The sequence below is a fragment of the Micromonospora trifolii genome (assembly GCF_050516465.1).
Classification (GTDB): domain Bacteria; phylum Actinomycetota; class Actinomycetes; order Mycobacteriales; family Micromonosporaceae; genus Micromonospora; species Micromonospora trifolii.
The window spans coordinates 135,269-150,242 of the sequence record NZ_CP191526.1 but is presented as its reverse complement, the minus strand read 5'-3'; the positions used below and the strand labels follow the sequence as shown (position 1 = coordinate 150,242).

The 14,974-nt window shown below is 68.9% G+C and carries 13 protein-coding genes and 1 pseudogene; 5 read left to right on the top strand and 9 right to left on the bottom strand.

The annotated features are described in order from the left end of the window. Positions 1-73: 73 nt before the first annotated feature. The 3 genes from ACQRWP_RS00710 (at position 74) to ACQRWP_RS00700 (ending at position 1,272) form a co-directional block, all read left to right on the top strand. Positions 74-406, top strand: a complete 333-nt coding sequence (locus ACQRWP_RS00710; protein WP_430500321.1) for a hypothetical protein — start codon at positions 74-76, stop codon at positions 404-406. Next, positions 403-849 carry a MerR family transcriptional regulator gene (locus ACQRWP_RS00705; protein ID WP_430500320.1) on the top strand — a complete coding sequence of 149 codons (447 nt, stop codon included), beginning with the start codon at positions 403-405 and terminating at the stop codon, positions 847-849. The genes ACQRWP_RS00710 and ACQRWP_RS00705 overlap by 4 nt, the downstream gene beginning before the upstream one ends. A gap of 78 nt (positions 850-927) precedes the next feature. Next, the gene (locus tag ACQRWP_RS00700) at positions 928-1,272 is read left to right on the top strand and encodes a YnfA family protein (protein ID WP_430500318.1); all 345 of its coding nucleotides are present in this window, start codon (positions 928-930) and stop codon (positions 1,270-1,272) included. 71 nt (positions 1,273-1,343) lie between these two features. On the opposite strand, the gene ACQRWP_RS00695 is transcribed toward ACQRWP_RS00700, so the two are convergent. Next, positions 1,344-1,496, bottom strand: a complete 153-nt coding sequence (locus tag ACQRWP_RS00695) for a hypothetical protein (protein WP_430500317.1) — start codon at positions 1,494-1,496, stop codon at positions 1,344-1,346. Between the two features lie 277 nt (positions 1,497-1,773). Between ACQRWP_RS00695 and ACQRWP_RS00690 the strand changes: the two genes are divergently transcribed. Further along, positions 1,774-2,307 (top strand): hypothetical protein, encoded by a 534-nt coding sequence (locus ACQRWP_RS00690; protein WP_430500316.1) that lies wholly within the window; start codon positions 1,774-1,776, stop codon positions 2,305-2,307. A 118-nt stretch (positions 2,308-2,425) separates the two neighbouring features. Here ACQRWP_RS00690 and ACQRWP_RS00685 read toward each other — a convergent pair whose 3' ends face one another. The 5 genes from ACQRWP_RS00685 to ACQRWP_RS00665 all read right to left on the bottom strand — a co-directional run bounded on the left by ACQRWP_RS00685 (position 2,426) and on the right by ACQRWP_RS00665 (position 8,827). Continuing rightward, positions 2,426-2,995 (bottom strand): kinase, encoded by a 570-nt coding sequence (locus ACQRWP_RS00685; protein WP_430500314.1) that lies wholly within the window; start codon positions 2,993-2,995, stop codon positions 2,426-2,428. 15 nt (positions 2,996-3,010) lie between these two features. Next, positions 3,011-3,673: a pentapeptide repeat-containing protein gene (locus ACQRWP_RS00680; protein WP_430500313.1), complete on the bottom strand. Its 663-nt coding sequence runs from the start codon at positions 3,671-3,673 to the stop codon at positions 3,011-3,013. A gap of 724 nt (positions 3,674-4,397) precedes the next feature. Further along, positions 4,398-5,414: a hypothetical protein gene (locus ACQRWP_RS00675; RefSeq protein ID WP_430500311.1), complete on the bottom strand. Its 1,017-nt coding sequence runs from the start codon at positions 5,412-5,414 to the stop codon at positions 4,398-4,400. Positions 5,415-5,587: 173 nt separating this feature from the next. After that, positions 5,588-7,414, bottom strand: a complete 1,827-nt coding sequence (locus ACQRWP_RS00670; protein WP_430500310.1) for an exonuclease domain-containing protein — start codon at positions 7,412-7,414, stop codon at positions 5,588-5,590. 156 nt (positions 7,415-7,570) lie between these two features. Further along, the gene (locus ACQRWP_RS00665) at positions 7,571-8,827 is read right to left on the bottom strand and encodes a DUF4041 domain-containing protein (protein WP_430500308.1); all 1,257 of its coding nucleotides are present in this window, start codon (positions 8,825-8,827) and stop codon (positions 7,571-7,573) included. Positions 8,828-9,445: 618 nt separating this feature from the next. Here ACQRWP_RS00665 and ACQRWP_RS00660 point away from each other — a divergent pair. Further along, positions 9,446-9,532: pseudogene (locus tag ACQRWP_RS00660) on the top strand (transposase); the annotation flags it as partial. Between the two features lie 44 nt (positions 9,533-9,576). Here ACQRWP_RS00660 and ACQRWP_RS00655 read toward each other — a convergent pair. From ACQRWP_RS00655 to ACQRWP_RS00645, 3 genes are all read right to left on the bottom strand, one after another. Then, on the bottom strand, positions 9,577-10,644 hold the full coding sequence (locus tag ACQRWP_RS00655; RefSeq protein ID WP_430500306.1) for a hypothetical protein: 1,068 nt from the start codon (positions 10,642-10,644) through the stop codon (positions 9,577-9,579). A 13-nt stretch (positions 10,645-10,657) separates the two neighbouring features. Then, on the bottom strand, positions 10,658-13,771 hold the full coding sequence (locus tag ACQRWP_RS00650; RefSeq protein ID WP_430500304.1) for a hypothetical protein: 3,114 nt from the start codon (positions 13,769-13,771) through the stop codon (positions 10,658-10,660). Between the two features lie 143 nt (positions 13,772-13,914). After that, positions 13,915-14,472: a hypothetical protein gene (locus tag ACQRWP_RS00645; RefSeq protein WP_430500303.1), complete on the bottom strand. Its 558-nt coding sequence runs from the start codon at positions 14,470-14,472 to the stop codon at positions 13,915-13,917. Positions 14,473-14,974 lie beyond the last annotated feature (502 nt).

Genomic DNA, 14,974 nt, shown 5'->3' with positions numbered 1-14,974 from the left:
GGTGACCGGTCGGCAAGCTTGTTGAGCGTCGGGCTTGCATCCGGTACTCAGGTACACGCCTACCGTCGTCGGTATGACCGCTGATCCCCAGAAGTGGGTGCCCGAGTCGTGCACCTTGCCGAGCGGGCAACGGCCGCTGCGGCTGGCCGAATTCGACGCCCTGTTCGCCACCGCCCTGCTGGCGCAGCAGCGGCTGTCCCCCACCGAACTGCGGTGGCGTCTCCACCCGGCCGCCGAGGCGACCGCCCGGGACCTGATCGGCCGGGAAAGCTCCTGCTGCTCGTTCTTCTCGTTCACCCTCGCCGCCGATACCGGCACGCTGCGCCTCGACGTGCAGGTGCCGGCCGCGCACGTCGATGTCCTCGACGCGCTCGCGCTACGAGCCGGCGCCGGGATGACGGCATGAGCGGATTGCGCAGCGGCCAGGTCGCCGCCGCGGCCGGGGTGAACCCGCAGACGCTGCGCTATTACGAACGCCGCGGACTGCTCGCCGAGCCGGACCGAAGCCTGGGCGGGCACCGCCTCTACCCAGCCGAAGCGGTCACAGTGCTGAGGGTGATCAAAGCGGCGCAGCGGCTCGGGTTCACCCTCGACGAGGTCGCCGAACTGCTCGACGCGGGCCGACACCGTCACGGCCGCCACCCCGACGCCGGCCTGCGAGTCCGCGCCCAAGCCAAGCTCGCCGAGGTCGAGGCGAAGATCGCTGATCTGCAGGTCGTCGCCGGCACACTGCGCGGCGCGGTGGACGCCGGCTGCGACGACCTCGTCGAGTGCGCCGGCCAGCCGTGCTGCCCCATCCCCTTCGCCACCATCGCTCCAGGAGGTGCCTGCGATGCCGACCCTCGCTGACCGGCGGGAGCGGCTGCGGATGTTCGACCGGGTCACCGGCATGGCCGAGGTCCGTGGGCACATCGGTACGGTCCACAGATGACCGTCGTCCGCTCTGTCCTGCTGTTCATCGTCGCCGCCCTGTTCGAGATCGGCGGGGCGTGGCTGATCTGGCAGGGCTGGCGCGAGCACCGCGGCCTGTGGTGGATCGCCGCCGGAGTCATCGCCCTCGGCGCGTACGGATTCGTCGCCACCTTCCAGCCCGACCCGAACTTCGGGCGCATCCTCGCCGCCTACGGCGGCGTGTTCGTCGCCGGATCCCTCGCCTGGGGCGTGATCGTCGACAAGTTCCGGCCCGACCGGTGGGACGTCATCGGCGCCGGCATCTGCCTGATCGGCGTCGCCTTGATCATGTACGCGCCGCGTTCGGCAGGCGGCTCCTGATCGCCACGAAGACCAGCTGCCCCGAAGTCCACGGCAATTCGACCCCGGGAACCTGGGCATCGGACCGATCCTCACGAGGCCCGGAGCCGGCTCAACACCGCCCTGGCCACCGGCAACTTCGTCGGTGCCGCCATCGGCTCCGCCGCCGCGACCGCGCTCTGGTCCGCGGGCGGCTGGACAGCGGTCACCATCGCGGGAACGGGGCTCTGCTGCTTCGCGCTCATCGTGTGGGCGCTGGGACGTCGTGGTCCACTCGTGATCCGCGTTTCCCCGCCGGACAACGCACCAGGGCTGGCGACTCCGAGACGGCAAGGTGCTCCGCTGGGAGTTCGACACCGACGATGAAGCCCAGCGGATGGTTCAGCGGCTCATGCACGCCGACAACGGCGATGGCGCGAACACACAGGCGAGGCCGCCACCCGGGCCGCCCGCCTAGTGCTAACTATGTGTATTCCAGCTAGGGTGCAAGAGCGACGGTCCCCATCTACCCCTGCGCAGGCCATGTCGATTGATACCCCCGGCGAAGCGGTTGCGGCGCTGGCGCGGCGCCTGGAACTCGGCCGATTCGAGCGGCGGGTGCTCCGCCGGCCCGGCCTTCCTGGGATGGTGTTCTGCTGTGTGCTGCTGATCGTCACCGCGAACTTCCTCGTCAACGGTCCGTATAACGCCCTGACCGTCACCGGGATGACGCTGGCTCTGCTGAGCGTCGCCGCCTGGGTGTACGTGTGGTTCCGGCGGACACGCGGCGGGCTCTACGTCTTCACTGGTGGCTTCGTCGATGCCGCTGGCCGCCGCCTCGTCGGCGTGCGGTGGACCGACGTGGTGTCCATCAGCACCGAGGAAACCTTGTACGCGGTGAACTCGCTGCCGGCCGGCACGACGCTGCACTACACGCTGAAGCTGCGGCGTCCGCCGCGCCCGGAGACCGTTGACTGGACCCTCAACACCACCTACGCCGACGTGGGCCAACTGGCCGGCCTGATTTCCCGCCGCGCCGGTGTTCCGATCACCACCGTGAGCCCACCCGGTCGCTGACCACCTCGACCGACTGGAGGCCCTGCCGTGCCGTGCTTGACAGGCTGTCTGGCAACCCGGGACCGACGTTGAGGAGCGGTGCGCTGGAACGGCGGAACCGGTAGCCGGCTGGGCTGCTCTACGGGGACGGAACCTTCGGTAGCAGGTCGTCGTCGCGTCCGGTCTGGGGTAGCCCGGCAGCAGCCGCGATGGCCTCGACGGCCTCGTCCAGTCCGGTGGTCTCGGGGAGGACGAGTTCGTCGGGCCAGCCTAGGACGTCATGGGCGGCGTACCAACCGCTCATGTGCTCGGCGGTGAACTCGCTGGCCTGCGGGCGGGTGAGGTGCCGGCGCAGGGTCTCGGCCAGGGACACGTCGAGATAGCAGAACAGCGACCGGCCGCGGTGGCCGTCCCGCAGGGAGGTCAGCATGCTTCGGTACCGGCTGCTGTGCATGATGCCCTCCAGCACGACGTGATAGCCGTGGTCCAGCGCGAACCGGACGGTCTGCCCTATCAACGCCGGTGCCGCACCGCCGGGCTTGTCCCGCTCGCGCAGCAGGATACGGCGCAGGTAGTCCTGCTCGACCAGGGCACAGCCCCGGCCGTGCCGGCGTCGTAGCTCGCGGGCGATGCTGCTCTTGCCCGAGCCGGAGTTGCCCCGGACGCAGACGAGGATCGTGTCCGGGCTGCCAGTGGGTTCAGCGAGCACGACGCCTCCTCGGCTTCAGTTGTTGCGGACGGTGAGGTTGAGGGCGGCGACGGTCAGCTGGGTGAGGTCAGGAAGTTGGTCTTCGCCGAGGGTGACGCCGCGCAGGTTGTCCAGCGGCGTCTTGAGGCCCTGGAGGCGGCTGCCCCGCAGGTCGGTGCCGTCGAGGTGGCAGGAGTCCAATTCCAGTCCGGCGAGGTCACATGACCGCAGCGCGATGTGAGGTAGCCGGCAGGAGGACCACGCGCCGTTGGTGAGAGTGCAGTCGGTGAACGCGACCGAGCCGGCGGCGGTGACGCGTTGGAAGGTGGCGTAGTCGAAGCGGCAGCCGTCGAACAGGACATCCTTGAGGCGTACGTCGGTGAGTCTGGTGCCGGTGAACCGGGAGCCGGTGATCGCGCAGCGTTCGATGGTGATGCCGGTCAGGGTCGCGCCGGAGAAGTCGGTGCGGGTGATCTCGCAGCCGTAGAGGCTGCCCGCTTCCCAGGTGCTCTCGCTCAGGTCCACGCCGGTGATCAGACTGCTGCGGATGCGGGCATCCTCAAGGTGCGAGCCGCGCCACGCGGCGCCCTCGACGAGGGCTTCGGTGAGGCCGCCGGCCAGGTCCGTCGTCGTGTCGAGGTCGTGCGGTTCGAGGTCCGGCAGCAGGACCTTCACGTCGCCGATCGTGGTGGTGCGCATGTGTCCTCAACCTGTGTGAGGGCGGGGTGGGCACGCCACCCCGCGCGTCCCAAGGAGAACGCCGTAACCCGAAACCCTGCCGTCCCACACATACGGCACCGGCTGCACCATCGGGTGCGCCAATGCCCTGACGCCGCCCGGTGCAGGATGGCCACCTCAGAAATGACGATGAGCGCAGGCGCCCACGCAACACCGACGTCCCAGCAACGCGAGCCTGGCCCAACGGCTCCCGAGCACCCACCGAGCGACCACCCACGATCGACGTACACGAAAAAGGCCCTGACCCAGTGTGAACCACCAGGTCAGGACCTTGATCGTTGGTGCGCCGCCAGGGACTCGAACCCCGAACCCGCGGATTAAGAGCCAGCGTCGAATCGATGCCTCGCGTGCCCGCGCGTCCCACCAGTCCACACATCGGCAGGTCTCGGCTGATCCCACCGGCCGCACGTACCACACAATCCATACGACGCCGACCCTGTCCACGGCGACCGAGCACCCGCCGAGCACCCGGATGTACGACCATCCGGTTTCCGGGAGTGTCAGCCATGAGCGGTCGATCAGCCGTTACGTGTACACGCCCATCGTCGGTGCCACCAACCCGAAGCGAGTAAGGTGACATCGCTCGCCAGCCCGCCACCATGATCAACGACGGAGTCGGTGGCCCGGGGGTGTGCACACCATCTGGAATGTCAGACGTCGCGACGAGACCGACCCCAAGCGCCAGTCAGTCGAGGAACCCAGTCACCGGACCCATACCGGTCAGAAGGCCGGCAGCACGACCGTAGCGGACCATCTCCTGGTCGAAGTTCGTGTGCTGGTCCCGCATGTGCGCGACGCCGGGGTCGTCCGGGAAGCCTCGGTAGGTGGCGAACATCGCTCCGGCGCGCTGCGCAGCCAACAACCCTGTCAGCGCCGACGCGCTCACGTCGATGACATTCGCGGACCAGGCCGCCTCGTCTCCGTGCATGCTCATGCTGTCCGACAGCCCCCAAACGCGGGCGTGCGCGGTCCCGGACAGCAGGTCGTAGAGGGCGGGCAGGTCAGCGAACGCTTCCGTCACCAGAGTGCTGACCTTCGTGCCCGTCGAGGTCTCCTCGCCGCCGCGGACCACCCGCACGCCCTTGAGGCGTGTACCTGGCCGGTCAGCGATCGTCTCGATGCGCGCATCCTCCAGCCGGTCAAGGAGTGCCTGGCGCCGCCGCTTGATGCCGTCGCCGGGCGCGGCCATGTATGCGGCTGAGGGAACGTGCTGGGCGGCCCTGATCGCGAGGGTCGCGTCCTCGACCAGGAACGCGACGCCGTGACCCAGCCGGGTGGCGAACGGCTCGCCTTCGGCGAGCAGCCACCACAGCCATGACGCCGACTCGACGGCTCCGCGCGTCAAGGCTGCGTGCGCGTAGACGGGAGCGCCCTGCTCTCGCACGTGGGTCAGCAGTAGTCCAAGGGCGCGTACGTGATCGGCGACGTGCACTCCCATGCTCATCGCGGTGAGCACGCAGTCGCGCCAGATCTGCCGGCGGGCCTGGGCACGGACCATCGTGTTGAGCGCCCGGTCGTCGCGGTTACACCACGCGTCCGGCGCTGGGGTGGCGTCATGCACGCGTGTCAGGGTCTGCTGCAACGTGTCGGCCTGCTGCTGACAGGCGCGGGCCGCGCTCAGCAGCAGCCGCATGGCAGGATCCGGCACCACTTCCCCCTCACCATCCGCCACCATGAAGGGGCGAACGAGGTCATCGTGCACCTGAGCACCGGTCTGGCGCCTGCGGTTTCTGCGCCGGGCTGATCGTGGCTTTCATCCTAAGGCGGCGAGGTAGGTAAGCAGGGTTCTGGACAGCGGGGCCGCGCATCCGGTGTCGGAGCAGGGCTGATCGCAACTCCATATCGTGAACGCGAATCATTGACGGTTCGTCGCTGCTATGCGCCGGTAGTGGCCTCACGCAGTCTGCGGAGGCGATCGAGGAGCTGAGGCGGCTTGGCCCCGGGAGCATGTCTCTGCCGCGCGAATCGTTCAAGCACGGCGACCTCGGCAGCGGGGTCGGCCAGTCGGGCGAATATGATGGCGGCCCTCTCGTAGAACCAGGGAGCCACCCCGTATCCGTTGATTCGTGAGTCGTTCTCTACCGCGTCGATGCATCGGACGGTCAGGAGCAGCGCCGCGTGGATGTCGTTCTTCTGCATCGTCATGATCTGGTCCACGAGGGTGTGCGGCTGCTGGCCGTCGACCAGGCCGCCCGTCGTGGGCGCGCACCACAGCGGTAGGGCGGTGCTGTCCGACCACGTACGGCCGTCTCCGCCGCTGACCTTCTCGGTCCAGCCCTGGCCGTCCCAGAATCGGTAGGTCCACCGCCCTGACGGGTCCAGGTACCAGCCAGCGATGACCTGCGGTACACGTTGAGTGGGCACGTGCGCCGCAGCAGCCGGTGTCGGCACCGTACGGGGCCCGGTCCCTTCGGCGCCCACGGCGGGGGCTGTACTGCCGGTCTGCTGGGCTGCCAGGGAAGGCGTGGCGGCGGTCCCAAGCATGTCGTCGAGGGTCAGATCGGAGCGGATAGGTATGGCGAGGATGCGTGCTCGCGCGACCTTCGTGTTGTCTTGGTCAGCGGCAGCGACAACGGCGGTAACGACGTTGCGGGTCAGGTTCAGCGCCAGGACGAAGCCAGCCTGGGTGAGGCGATCGCGGACGTCAGCGGACACGGACGGGCTACACCAGACGCGTTGTCCCCTCTGCTTGGCGGCCTGGATGCGGTCCGTGGTCTCTATCTCGGGCGCGGTGAGGTCCGCGAAGTAGTCCGGTTCACCGAGAATTCGTGCAGCCGTGACGAGCTGCCGGTACTCGGTGCTGGTCAGGATGTCGTCGGCGAGTGCCACGTCCCGCAGTCCGTCGAGGTAGCGATGATGCAAAACGCGTACCTGCTGGGCGCCCATGCCGGACTGCCCGGCCAGTCGTGCCAGCGCCTTGGCTTCGACGCCGGTCAGTTTACCGTCGCTGAGTACGCTCCCGACGGCGGCGAGGTACGCCTCGGCCGAGGCGGGGTCGGCGTCGCCAGTGGAGTAGGGCAATTTTCCTAGCAACGACTGGATCCAACCGTCCGCGCCCTTGCGCAGGCCGGTGACCCGGGTACGTGGCCGGGCATGGCGCGGGTACCGCGGCAGCGGGACAGGAGCGGACGGGAACCGCAGGGCGGGCGCGTGGGCCAGGAGTCTAGGTAGAAGTTGGGCGGTTGCCCGGGTGTCACCGAGAGCGGTGTGGGCGTCATGCAGCTCGATGCCGTACACGGTGCAGCAGGACACGAGCTGGAAGTTCGGCGCGGCCAGGACCTGTCGGGCCAGCCGCAGAGTGCACACCGCCGGCAGGGGCGCGGTGCTGATGCCGACTCGAGCGAACTCCTGCGCGATGAACCCCTCCTCGAAGCGGGCGTTATGCGCCACCGCCACAGCGCCGTCGAGCCTGGACAGGATCTCCCCCGCCACGTCCGCGAACGTCGGCGCTCCGGACAGCATGTCTGCGGTGATGTGGTGGACGAAAGTCGGACCTGGGTCGCGGCCTGGGTCGACGAGGGTGGCCCACTCGTCGACCATCCGACCTCCTTCGATGCGGACCAGGGCGATCTCCACGATCCGGTCGGACGTCGATGACAGCCCGGTCGTCTCCACGTCCACCACCACGAACGGGACCTCACCCAGGTCGACACCTTCCCTTCCGCCCGCTGACCCGTAGGCGAACAGTCCGACCGACGACATGTGTACCTCTCTATCTCAGCAATTCGGCTTGATGCTGGCCAGAGCGGCTGGCCCTCCAGCGACGGATGCTCATGGGTCACCAGAACGGCCGCGTGCACGAGTGATCCGTTGGACCAACCGGCTTAGCAGGCACCCGTCATCCAAGGCCTCGGCATGTCATGTGGTCGCGACTGGTTGCTCCTGCGCCTGGTTGAGGCTCTGCCGGTACTCCAGGGCCTCCGGGACCTCCTCGTACTGCAGCAGGCTGCCGGTCAACGCCAGCAGGTGTTCCTTGGCCTCCTCCGGCGTGGCGTAGAAGAACTCGCGACGGTGGTTGACTAGGTTGACCCGCCGGTCGGCCAGCCGTGCGTGCATCTTCGCCTCGATGCCGGCGGCGTCTTCGGAGAAGAACAGGGCGTGGACGTCGAAGTTGAAGGGCACCGAGGCGTCACTGAGTTCGCGTACCCGGTCCAGCGGGTCCAGGCGACGGGTCATGCCGACCTTGACCAGCTTCTCGCCGAACGCGCCGAGGTTGGAGATCACGTACACGTAGCCGGCCCGGACGTTGGCGGCCCGCAGGTCGACGTCCTGGATCGCGGTGTCGATCTGGGCCAACCGGTCCTGCATCTGGGCGGCACCGTCGGCATCGCCCTTGGCCTGCAAGGCGGCCAGAGCGTTGGCGTAGTGCTGGCGTTCCTTGTCGAGCCGAGCGCGTTCGCGTTCGATCTCCTGCTGGGCACGTCGCTCTTCGCGCAGCCGGGCCTTCTCTTCCCGTTCCCGTTCCTTCTCCTCGGCCAGCTTCTCCTGGTAGTCGGCGGTGAGTTCCAACTCCTTGACCCGCAGCCGGTGGTACTCCTCGGCGATCCGAATGTTCATCGTCTTGCCGAGCTTGGCGATGGTTGCCGCCACCTTCCCCAGCCGGTCGACGGCCGAGTCGAGCTTGTACGGCTTCAAACCCCGTACAAGGTTGTCCGCCTCGGCGTTGTAGGCGCGGAGCATGAGCTTTGAGAAGTCCCGGAGCATCACCCGGCCCTCGGCGGCCGAGCCGTTGACCGTCCATCCGGTGGCAGCCTTGACCGCTCCCCCGTCCTTCCTGGTCATGGCCTTGATCTGGTCCTGAAGCCGGCTGAGCTGGCTCTGGTAGGCAACCGCGTCCGACAGGGGATGCCGGTACTGATAGACACCGGCTTCCTGCAGCAGTGCCGTCTCCTCGGTGACCACGATCTGCTGCCGGAGACCGCGCAGGTATCGATCGAGTTCAGCCTTTTCAGCTTCGCCCTTCGTTGTCAGGGCCGCGATCTCACGACTGAGTCGAACCCGGTGCTGCTCGAGCTCGATCGCGGACAGCACGCCGAGCCGTGACATCTCCGCCCGTAGACCCGTCAGCTCAACGCGTACCTGATTGAGCTCGCCGCGGAGCTGCGCATTCTCCACCGCTAGCTCACGCGCCTTGCCCCGGGCACCGAACAGAGGAATGTCCGGACTTGCGTTGCGCTGCTGCGAGACAACGACTGCGGGAGCACCAGCAGCCTGCGGGGCGGCCGTGACGGGCTCCGTCGGGGCCGGAGCCGGCGAATCCGGGATCCATAACTGCCACCCCGGCGGAGGAGGGCCCCAAGCGGGATCCGGTGTCCAGCCCGAAGGCGGGACCCATCCAGCAGGCGGCGTCGGCCAGTTCGGTGGTGCGTTGAAGCGGTATCCCATTGTTCCCCCAGGCTTGACCACGGCCCGACGACGGTAGCGCCGTAGCCCTCGGGCGGACATCGACGACTCAGATCGGCTGGTCAGCCATCCAGACGGCCACGAACGCCCGAGTGGGGACTTCAGTCTGGTTACCGACAGAAATGAGCGTCGGGAGACAAGTCAGCCGGCGCGGTGCGGGACGCCGTGGGCGGCCTTGAGGTTCCCCCGGTAGCTAGGAGGCTTTCGATCATGCTCTGATGGAACTAAAGGGAGTCATCCGTGGCAGCACCGAAGAAGTACCCCGATGAGCTGTGTGAACGTGCGGTGCGCTTGTATCGGGAGTCAGACCCGAAGCCCGAGATCCGCTAGCTGGCCCGCCAGCTTGGGGTGCATCACGAGGCGTTGCGCAATTGGATCCGCCAGGACGAAGCCGACCGCGGTCAGCGTGACGACCGGCCGACCCCTACTCGGCATCACCTGACGGCTTTGCCGGGGCTCTGCTACAGCCCGTTGAAGGTGTTGTGCTGGACGTTGTGGTCGCCGACTTGCAGACCCCGGACATTCTCCAGCCGGACGTCGCGTGCGGCCAGGTTCGGTGATCGGCCGGCCCGCCGGTCCAGCAGGGCGTACAGGACCTCGGCCGAGGCACGGGCCGCGAACCGCTTGTAGCGGTCGTCCTTGGCCGGGTCGGCGTGGTCCATGACGCCCTTGACCACCAGCCAATCCGGTACGCCCTGGGTCTCGGCCACGGTGGCGATGGTCGCGGCCTCCATGTCCAGGCCGGTGACGGTGCGTACGCCCATCGCCGACAGCCGCGCCCAGGCTTCGCCGTCCTTGGCCACGTAGCTCCCACTGGCCATGGGCGCCACCGCCACCGCGAACGGCAGCTTCGCCGGCCCGTGCACATCGTCGTAGCGGGCGCGCTCGATGAACGTGCGGCCCTCCTCGGTCAGCACCCACTCCACCCCGGGCCGGACGATGTGCCCCCGGGCCTCGATCGCCTCCAGCCGTTGCGGCCACGTGCCCGGTGGGAAGTAGCGGTCGAACGCCGGGTGCTTCACCGGGTCCTGATCGAGGAGCAGCCGCTCCAGCAGCCAGAGGGCGGCCTCCTCCTCGGTTGCGGGGCCGTAGCTGGGCAGCCCGCTCGGAGGATTCAGCTCCTGCGCGGCGCGTATCCACTTCTGGTCGAGCTGGTACTGCCGGTGGTCGCCGACGAAGCCGTCCCTGGTCTGCTTGCCCTCGTCGTACTCGTACGTCATCTCGGCCACCACCACATCGCCCAGCGCGACCTGGCTCGAATTGCCCGCGCACACGCCGGGCATGGCCAGGCAGCCCGGACGCAGCCGGTCGACCAGCGCGGTGGCCGCGACCCCGGTCGGGCGGCCGCTCATCCGGACCGGCCGGGCGAGCGCCACCGACAACCGCCGGCCGTCGGAACATCGGTACTCGCCCCGGAGGTAGGGATGCGGGTCGTCCTCGTCGCAGAGTGTCCAGTCCTCGATGCCGGCCTTGGCGGCCTCGTGCTCCAGCGGGATCGCTGCGACGACCAGAACGTCGATCGGGTCCATGTCATCTCCATCGTCACCACTCGATTCCGCGTCGCCAGACCTCGGCGTCGTGGTCATGCTCGCGGCTCTCCCGCTCGTATGTGTCGGCCAGCTGCCGGAGGATCCGCTGCGATCGAGGCCACTCCTCGGCCTGACGTTCGTACTCCCGATAACGCTTGACCAGCGTCCGTTCCTGAGCGCCGCCGTCCCGGGCGCCTCGCCACGTCACCCCGCGCCGGTTGTAGAGGCCGCCCCAGAGACCACTGTCCATCGCGTCGCTGTCGGCGTCCTCGAGCACCTCGCGCACGTCCAGCGGTGGCACCGAGCCGTCCTCGTTCGGCTGGGCGAAAGCGAGGACGGCGCCGATCTTCCCGTCGGCGAGGCGCAGCCGGCCGGAGGCGGACAACCGTCGTCTTGCCTCCTCGACCCAGGCCGCGAGGGCCTTGGCGTCGATGGTTCCGTCCCGGCCGGTGCCCGGGCAGCGGCGCCAGGAGCGCAGGACCTGGCGAATGGCGCGGATCCGGGCGATTTGGTCTGGGTCGTCGACGGTCTCGTCGGAGCCCTCGGGCCGGAAGGCGGTCTCGACGAGCTCGGCGAAGAAGGCCGGGTCCTCGGCGAGGCGGGCGTGGATCGTCGGCGTACGGGCGTCGTAGCGCAGGAGCGGGATGAGGTTCAGCTCGATCTCGGTCACCCGATGCGGTCCGAGCGCGTCCCGGTGACGTTCGAGCAGTTCGACGACGATCTGCAGGTCGTATCCGGAAAGCCGGCGGTCCTCCTCGGCCGACCGGACGAATCCCTCGCAGGCGGTGGCCGCCTCGACGGCGACCTCGGGCGTGTCGACCTGTTCGGCGTACATCGCGATCAGATCCAGGGCCGCCGAGAACCGGCCCACGCTGATCAGGCCGGCCGCCGCCTTCGCGACACCGGTGAACTCCGGGCCGAGGCCGTTGACGCCGAACTCGCGCCAGTAGACGGCGGCCGCCTCGGGACCGGGATCGGTGTTCTCCGGATCGCGCCGCGCCAGCAGCAGCCTCGCCCGCGCAGTCGGATCCGAGGTGCGGTCGAGGTAGTCGGCGCCGCGCCGGATCCGCAGCGCGAAGTACTCGAACGCGATGTCCGGCCGGCTCGCCGGGCGGTCCTCGGACAGCCAGGTCATCAGCACGTCGTCGTGCTCGGTGGACGGCGACTGGGCGAGGGCGGACCCAATCAGGTCGCCGTTCCCGGTCCGGTCGGCCAGCGCTACCAGCGCGTCGAGACCGCCGGAGGCCAGGATCCGCGCCACCGCCTCGGCTCGTAGCCGGGACAGCTCGGTGAAGTACTCCGCGCTGGACCGTCTCCTCGTGACGCCCTCCGGCTGGGGCCACCGGTTGCCGAACAGCCAGAACGTCTGGTCGGCCGGTTGCGACGGCGCGAGGGCGTCGGCGGCCCGCCGGAACGGCGCGAGTTGGTCGGCCGACATAGCCCACGGCGCGTCGCCGACGTCGGTGTGCAGGGCGATCAGTTCGCGGAGCGCCTCGGACAGACGCCGCCGCATGTCCTGGTCGTCGACCGAACCGGACAGGGACATCAGCCGCTCCACGAAGCCGGAGCGCTGGTCGTCGGGCAGGTTGTCGGACAGCGGGATGAGGGCGAGGAAGCGCTCGGGGTCGTCGCCAAGGTCGTCCAAGGCCAGGCCGGCGACGTCCCGGAAGGCGGCGTAGGTCTCGGCCGGCGGTGGTGCCCCCGGTATCGGCCAGTCCCGCAGGAGCGGCGTCGGGTGGAACGTACCGATGGTTCCGTGCCGGGCCGACCGGAGCAGGTCGAGCAGCAGCGTCCGGGCGACCTCGGGCTGGTCGCGGAGCATCCGCTTCAGGGCGCGCAGCCGGACCGGTCGGGGTGCGTTGGTCTGGGGCCGTGTGACCTCGAAGATCTCGGCAAGCGAGGCGCCCGGCCGGTCCGGCTGATCGCTGGCCGGATCGGCCGCGGCTATCCGGGCCAGAGCCTCGACCGCACCGCCGAAATGTTCGGTCGGCCAGGCGAGGAGCTCCAGGGCCGCCCGGGAGGAGGGGCGGCCGGTCCGCACGGCGTCGAGGAACGCGGTTGGGGATGCCTCGGCAAGATACGTCAGCACGTCCGCGAGGGAGACGTTCGCCTGGCTCATAACCTCGCGCACCACCCGGTGCACGAGGTCGGCCGAACCACCGCGGACCGCGAGGACGGCCAGCGACTCCGCGATGCCGCGCCGGATCGCCACCGACCCGCCGTGCGTGGTGAGGACGCGGACCGCCAAGCCGGCGAATGCCGCCCGGTCCTCCTCGGTGAAGCTGGGCGCCAGCAGGACGATGGTGTCCTCGGGCGCCTGCACGTACCACCGCTGACCCAGGTGCCCGAGCATCGCCGTGTCCGGGTCCGCAGCCGCCTGAGCGGAGATTTCGGCCATCCCGGCGTTATCCACCCCGGTGAACTCACTGACGATCGCCCGATCGCCGTCGTGATCGCCGTGCCAGCCGCCCAGCAGCGCCAGCCGCCGGAGGCGGGCATCGGCCGACCGGGCCCAGGGCGGGATCGCGAGCGAGTGGTGTTTGGCCAGGGCCCGCCACAGCTGACCCAGCCCACGCCGGGCCAGGACGCCGAGGGACCGGGCCCGGTCCGGCTCGATCGGGGCGGACAGGTGCCTCTCGACCTCCTCCTCGTCGAGCGCGGGCACCCTCACGGCCGGGTTCGGCACGAGCTTGCCGTACACCAGGATGGTGTGCGGGCGCCGGAGCGGGATCTCGTTCAGCGGCAGGCTGGTCGGCACGGCCAGGATCCGCGGCTCCTGCGCCGCCAGGTGGGCGCGGAGGGCCGCCTGATCGTCGATCAGCAGCGTGCGATTGCCCAACGGCGTGCCGTTCAGGGCCGCCGCGATGAACGCCTTCAGCTCCAGCGCGCCTAGATCCCCCCCGACCTCGACGACGGGCGGGCCGGTGTCGAGCGCGGCGCACAGGGCGGCGGCCTGCTCCTGGCGCCCGGCCAGCACGATCTCCACGCCGAGGGGCGGGTCGGTGAACGGCAACCATGTGTCGTTCCACCACTCCGTCAGCGGCACGCCGGGCGTGGGGAGCCCGTAGTAGTGGTTGTGCTGAGTGTTGCCGTCGCCGACCTGTACGCCGGAGCTGTTGCTGATCATCGGTTCCCCAGGCGGGTTGAAGCTCAAGTTAGGTCGTCGGCCGGACCAACGCGGCCCGCGCGGCCTGCCCATCAATGGCATGCCTGGCGTCGAGGACGCCGAAAAGAAGCCGGCACAGTGCTGCCTGGACGTCCCCCCCTCGCTCATTTCTCGCTGGCTAGATCGGCGTAGCGAATCATCTGGACGGCGAGGGCGGCTATCGCCAGCGCCTCCACCACGGACACGGTCATGAGATCGCCGCGGCGCGGCCCGGCGACCCAGTAGATCACCAGGGCTGCCAGCGCCGGCACACAGAACGTGCCTAGATCGACGGCAAGCTGAAGATGCTTCCGGATGAGCCGGTCAGGATCGGAGCGATGTGCCACCTCCCACCCGAAGACCGCAGCCGCCTCGTCGCCGGTCGCCCCAGACAACTCGGACAGCTTCGGCGCCACCGTGAGCCGCAGATAACGCCCGATCGCTGAAACCTTTTCGTCGTTTACCAGATACGTCCATCCGAGCACCAGGCACACCGGCGGGAGCAGGAGAAGCAGGCCAAGATTTCCCTTGGGAGTCAACGTCGCGCCGACGACGCCAGCCATCGCGCCGAGCGCCGCGTAGATCAGGTTGTCCCGGAAACCGATGCGCGTCTTCTGCTCGTCCTTCAACCGTTCGTACTCGACAAGGAGCAGCTTCCCGGTCGTCACTGATGCGTCGGTCACTCGTCGATTGTGGCGTGTCAGGTCCAGCCCTGCCCACTTAGCCGCGCCAAGATGATCTTGTAGGCCGGGACGGGTGCGGCAATGCAAGTCCGCGTTCGCCACCCTGACTGGCGTCCCCTCACTACAGCCGGTCAGACAACCCCACCCAGCACGGGCCCAGCCGCAGTGCGACCGACTTCTCAACGGAGTCCTCTACACCCTCACGCTGGCCTGCATGGCCCCGACCCCGCACCTGCGCCTACGTCACCCGCCGCACGGCCGAAGGCCGCACGAAGCGCGAGGAAATGCGCAACCTCAAGGCTGCACCTGCCGGTAGCTCTTTAGGAACCTGACCAACCACCCAGCCCACCAGCACTAGCGACAGACATGGAAGCATCTAAATATTAGCTACGCACGCTTGAGCAGCATGCTCTCATCTGGCTGGGGAAGCGCGCCCAAATGCCATCTCCCGGCCACGCCGGATGCCATCCCCCGCATCATCGACGATGCCCGCAGCCAGCCA

Bases quoted from the DNA above. Each gene is read 5' to 3' on its own strand.
- ACQRWP_RS00700 (WP_430500318.1), top strand. From the start codon at position 928: ATGACCGTCGTCCGCTCTGTCCTGCTGTTCATCGTCGCCGCCCTGTTC.
- ACQRWP_RS00690 (WP_430500316.1), top strand. From the start codon at position 1,774: ATGTCGATTGATACCCCCGGCGAAGCGGTTGCGGCGCTGGCGCGGCGC.
- ACQRWP_RS00655 (WP_430500306.1), bottom strand. From the start codon at position 10,644: ATGGACCCGATCGACGTTCTGGTCGTCGCAGCGATCCCGCTGGAGCAC.
- ACQRWP_RS00650 (WP_430500304.1), bottom strand. From the start codon at position 13,771: ATGATCAGCAACAGCTCCGGCGTACAGGTCGGCGACGGCAACACTCAG.
- ACQRWP_RS00670 (WP_430500310.1), bottom strand. From the start codon at position 7,414: ATGTCGTCGGTCGGACTGTTCGCCTACGGGTCAGCGGGCGGAAGGGAA.
- ACQRWP_RS00705 (WP_430500320.1), top strand. From the start codon at position 403: ATGAGCGGATTGCGCAGCGGCCAGGTCGCCGCCGCGGCCGGGGTGAAC.
- ACQRWP_RS00680 (WP_430500313.1), bottom strand. From the start codon at position 3,673: ATGCGCACCACCACGATCGGCGACGTGAAGGTCCTGCTGCCGGACCTC.
- ACQRWP_RS00710 (WP_430500321.1), top strand. From the start codon at position 74: ATGACCGCTGATCCCCAGAAGTGGGTGCCCGAGTCGTGCACCTTGCCG.
- ACQRWP_RS00695 (WP_430500317.1), bottom strand. From the start codon at position 1,496: ATGAGCGCGAAGCAGCAGAGCCCCGTTCCCGCGATGGTGACCGCTGTC.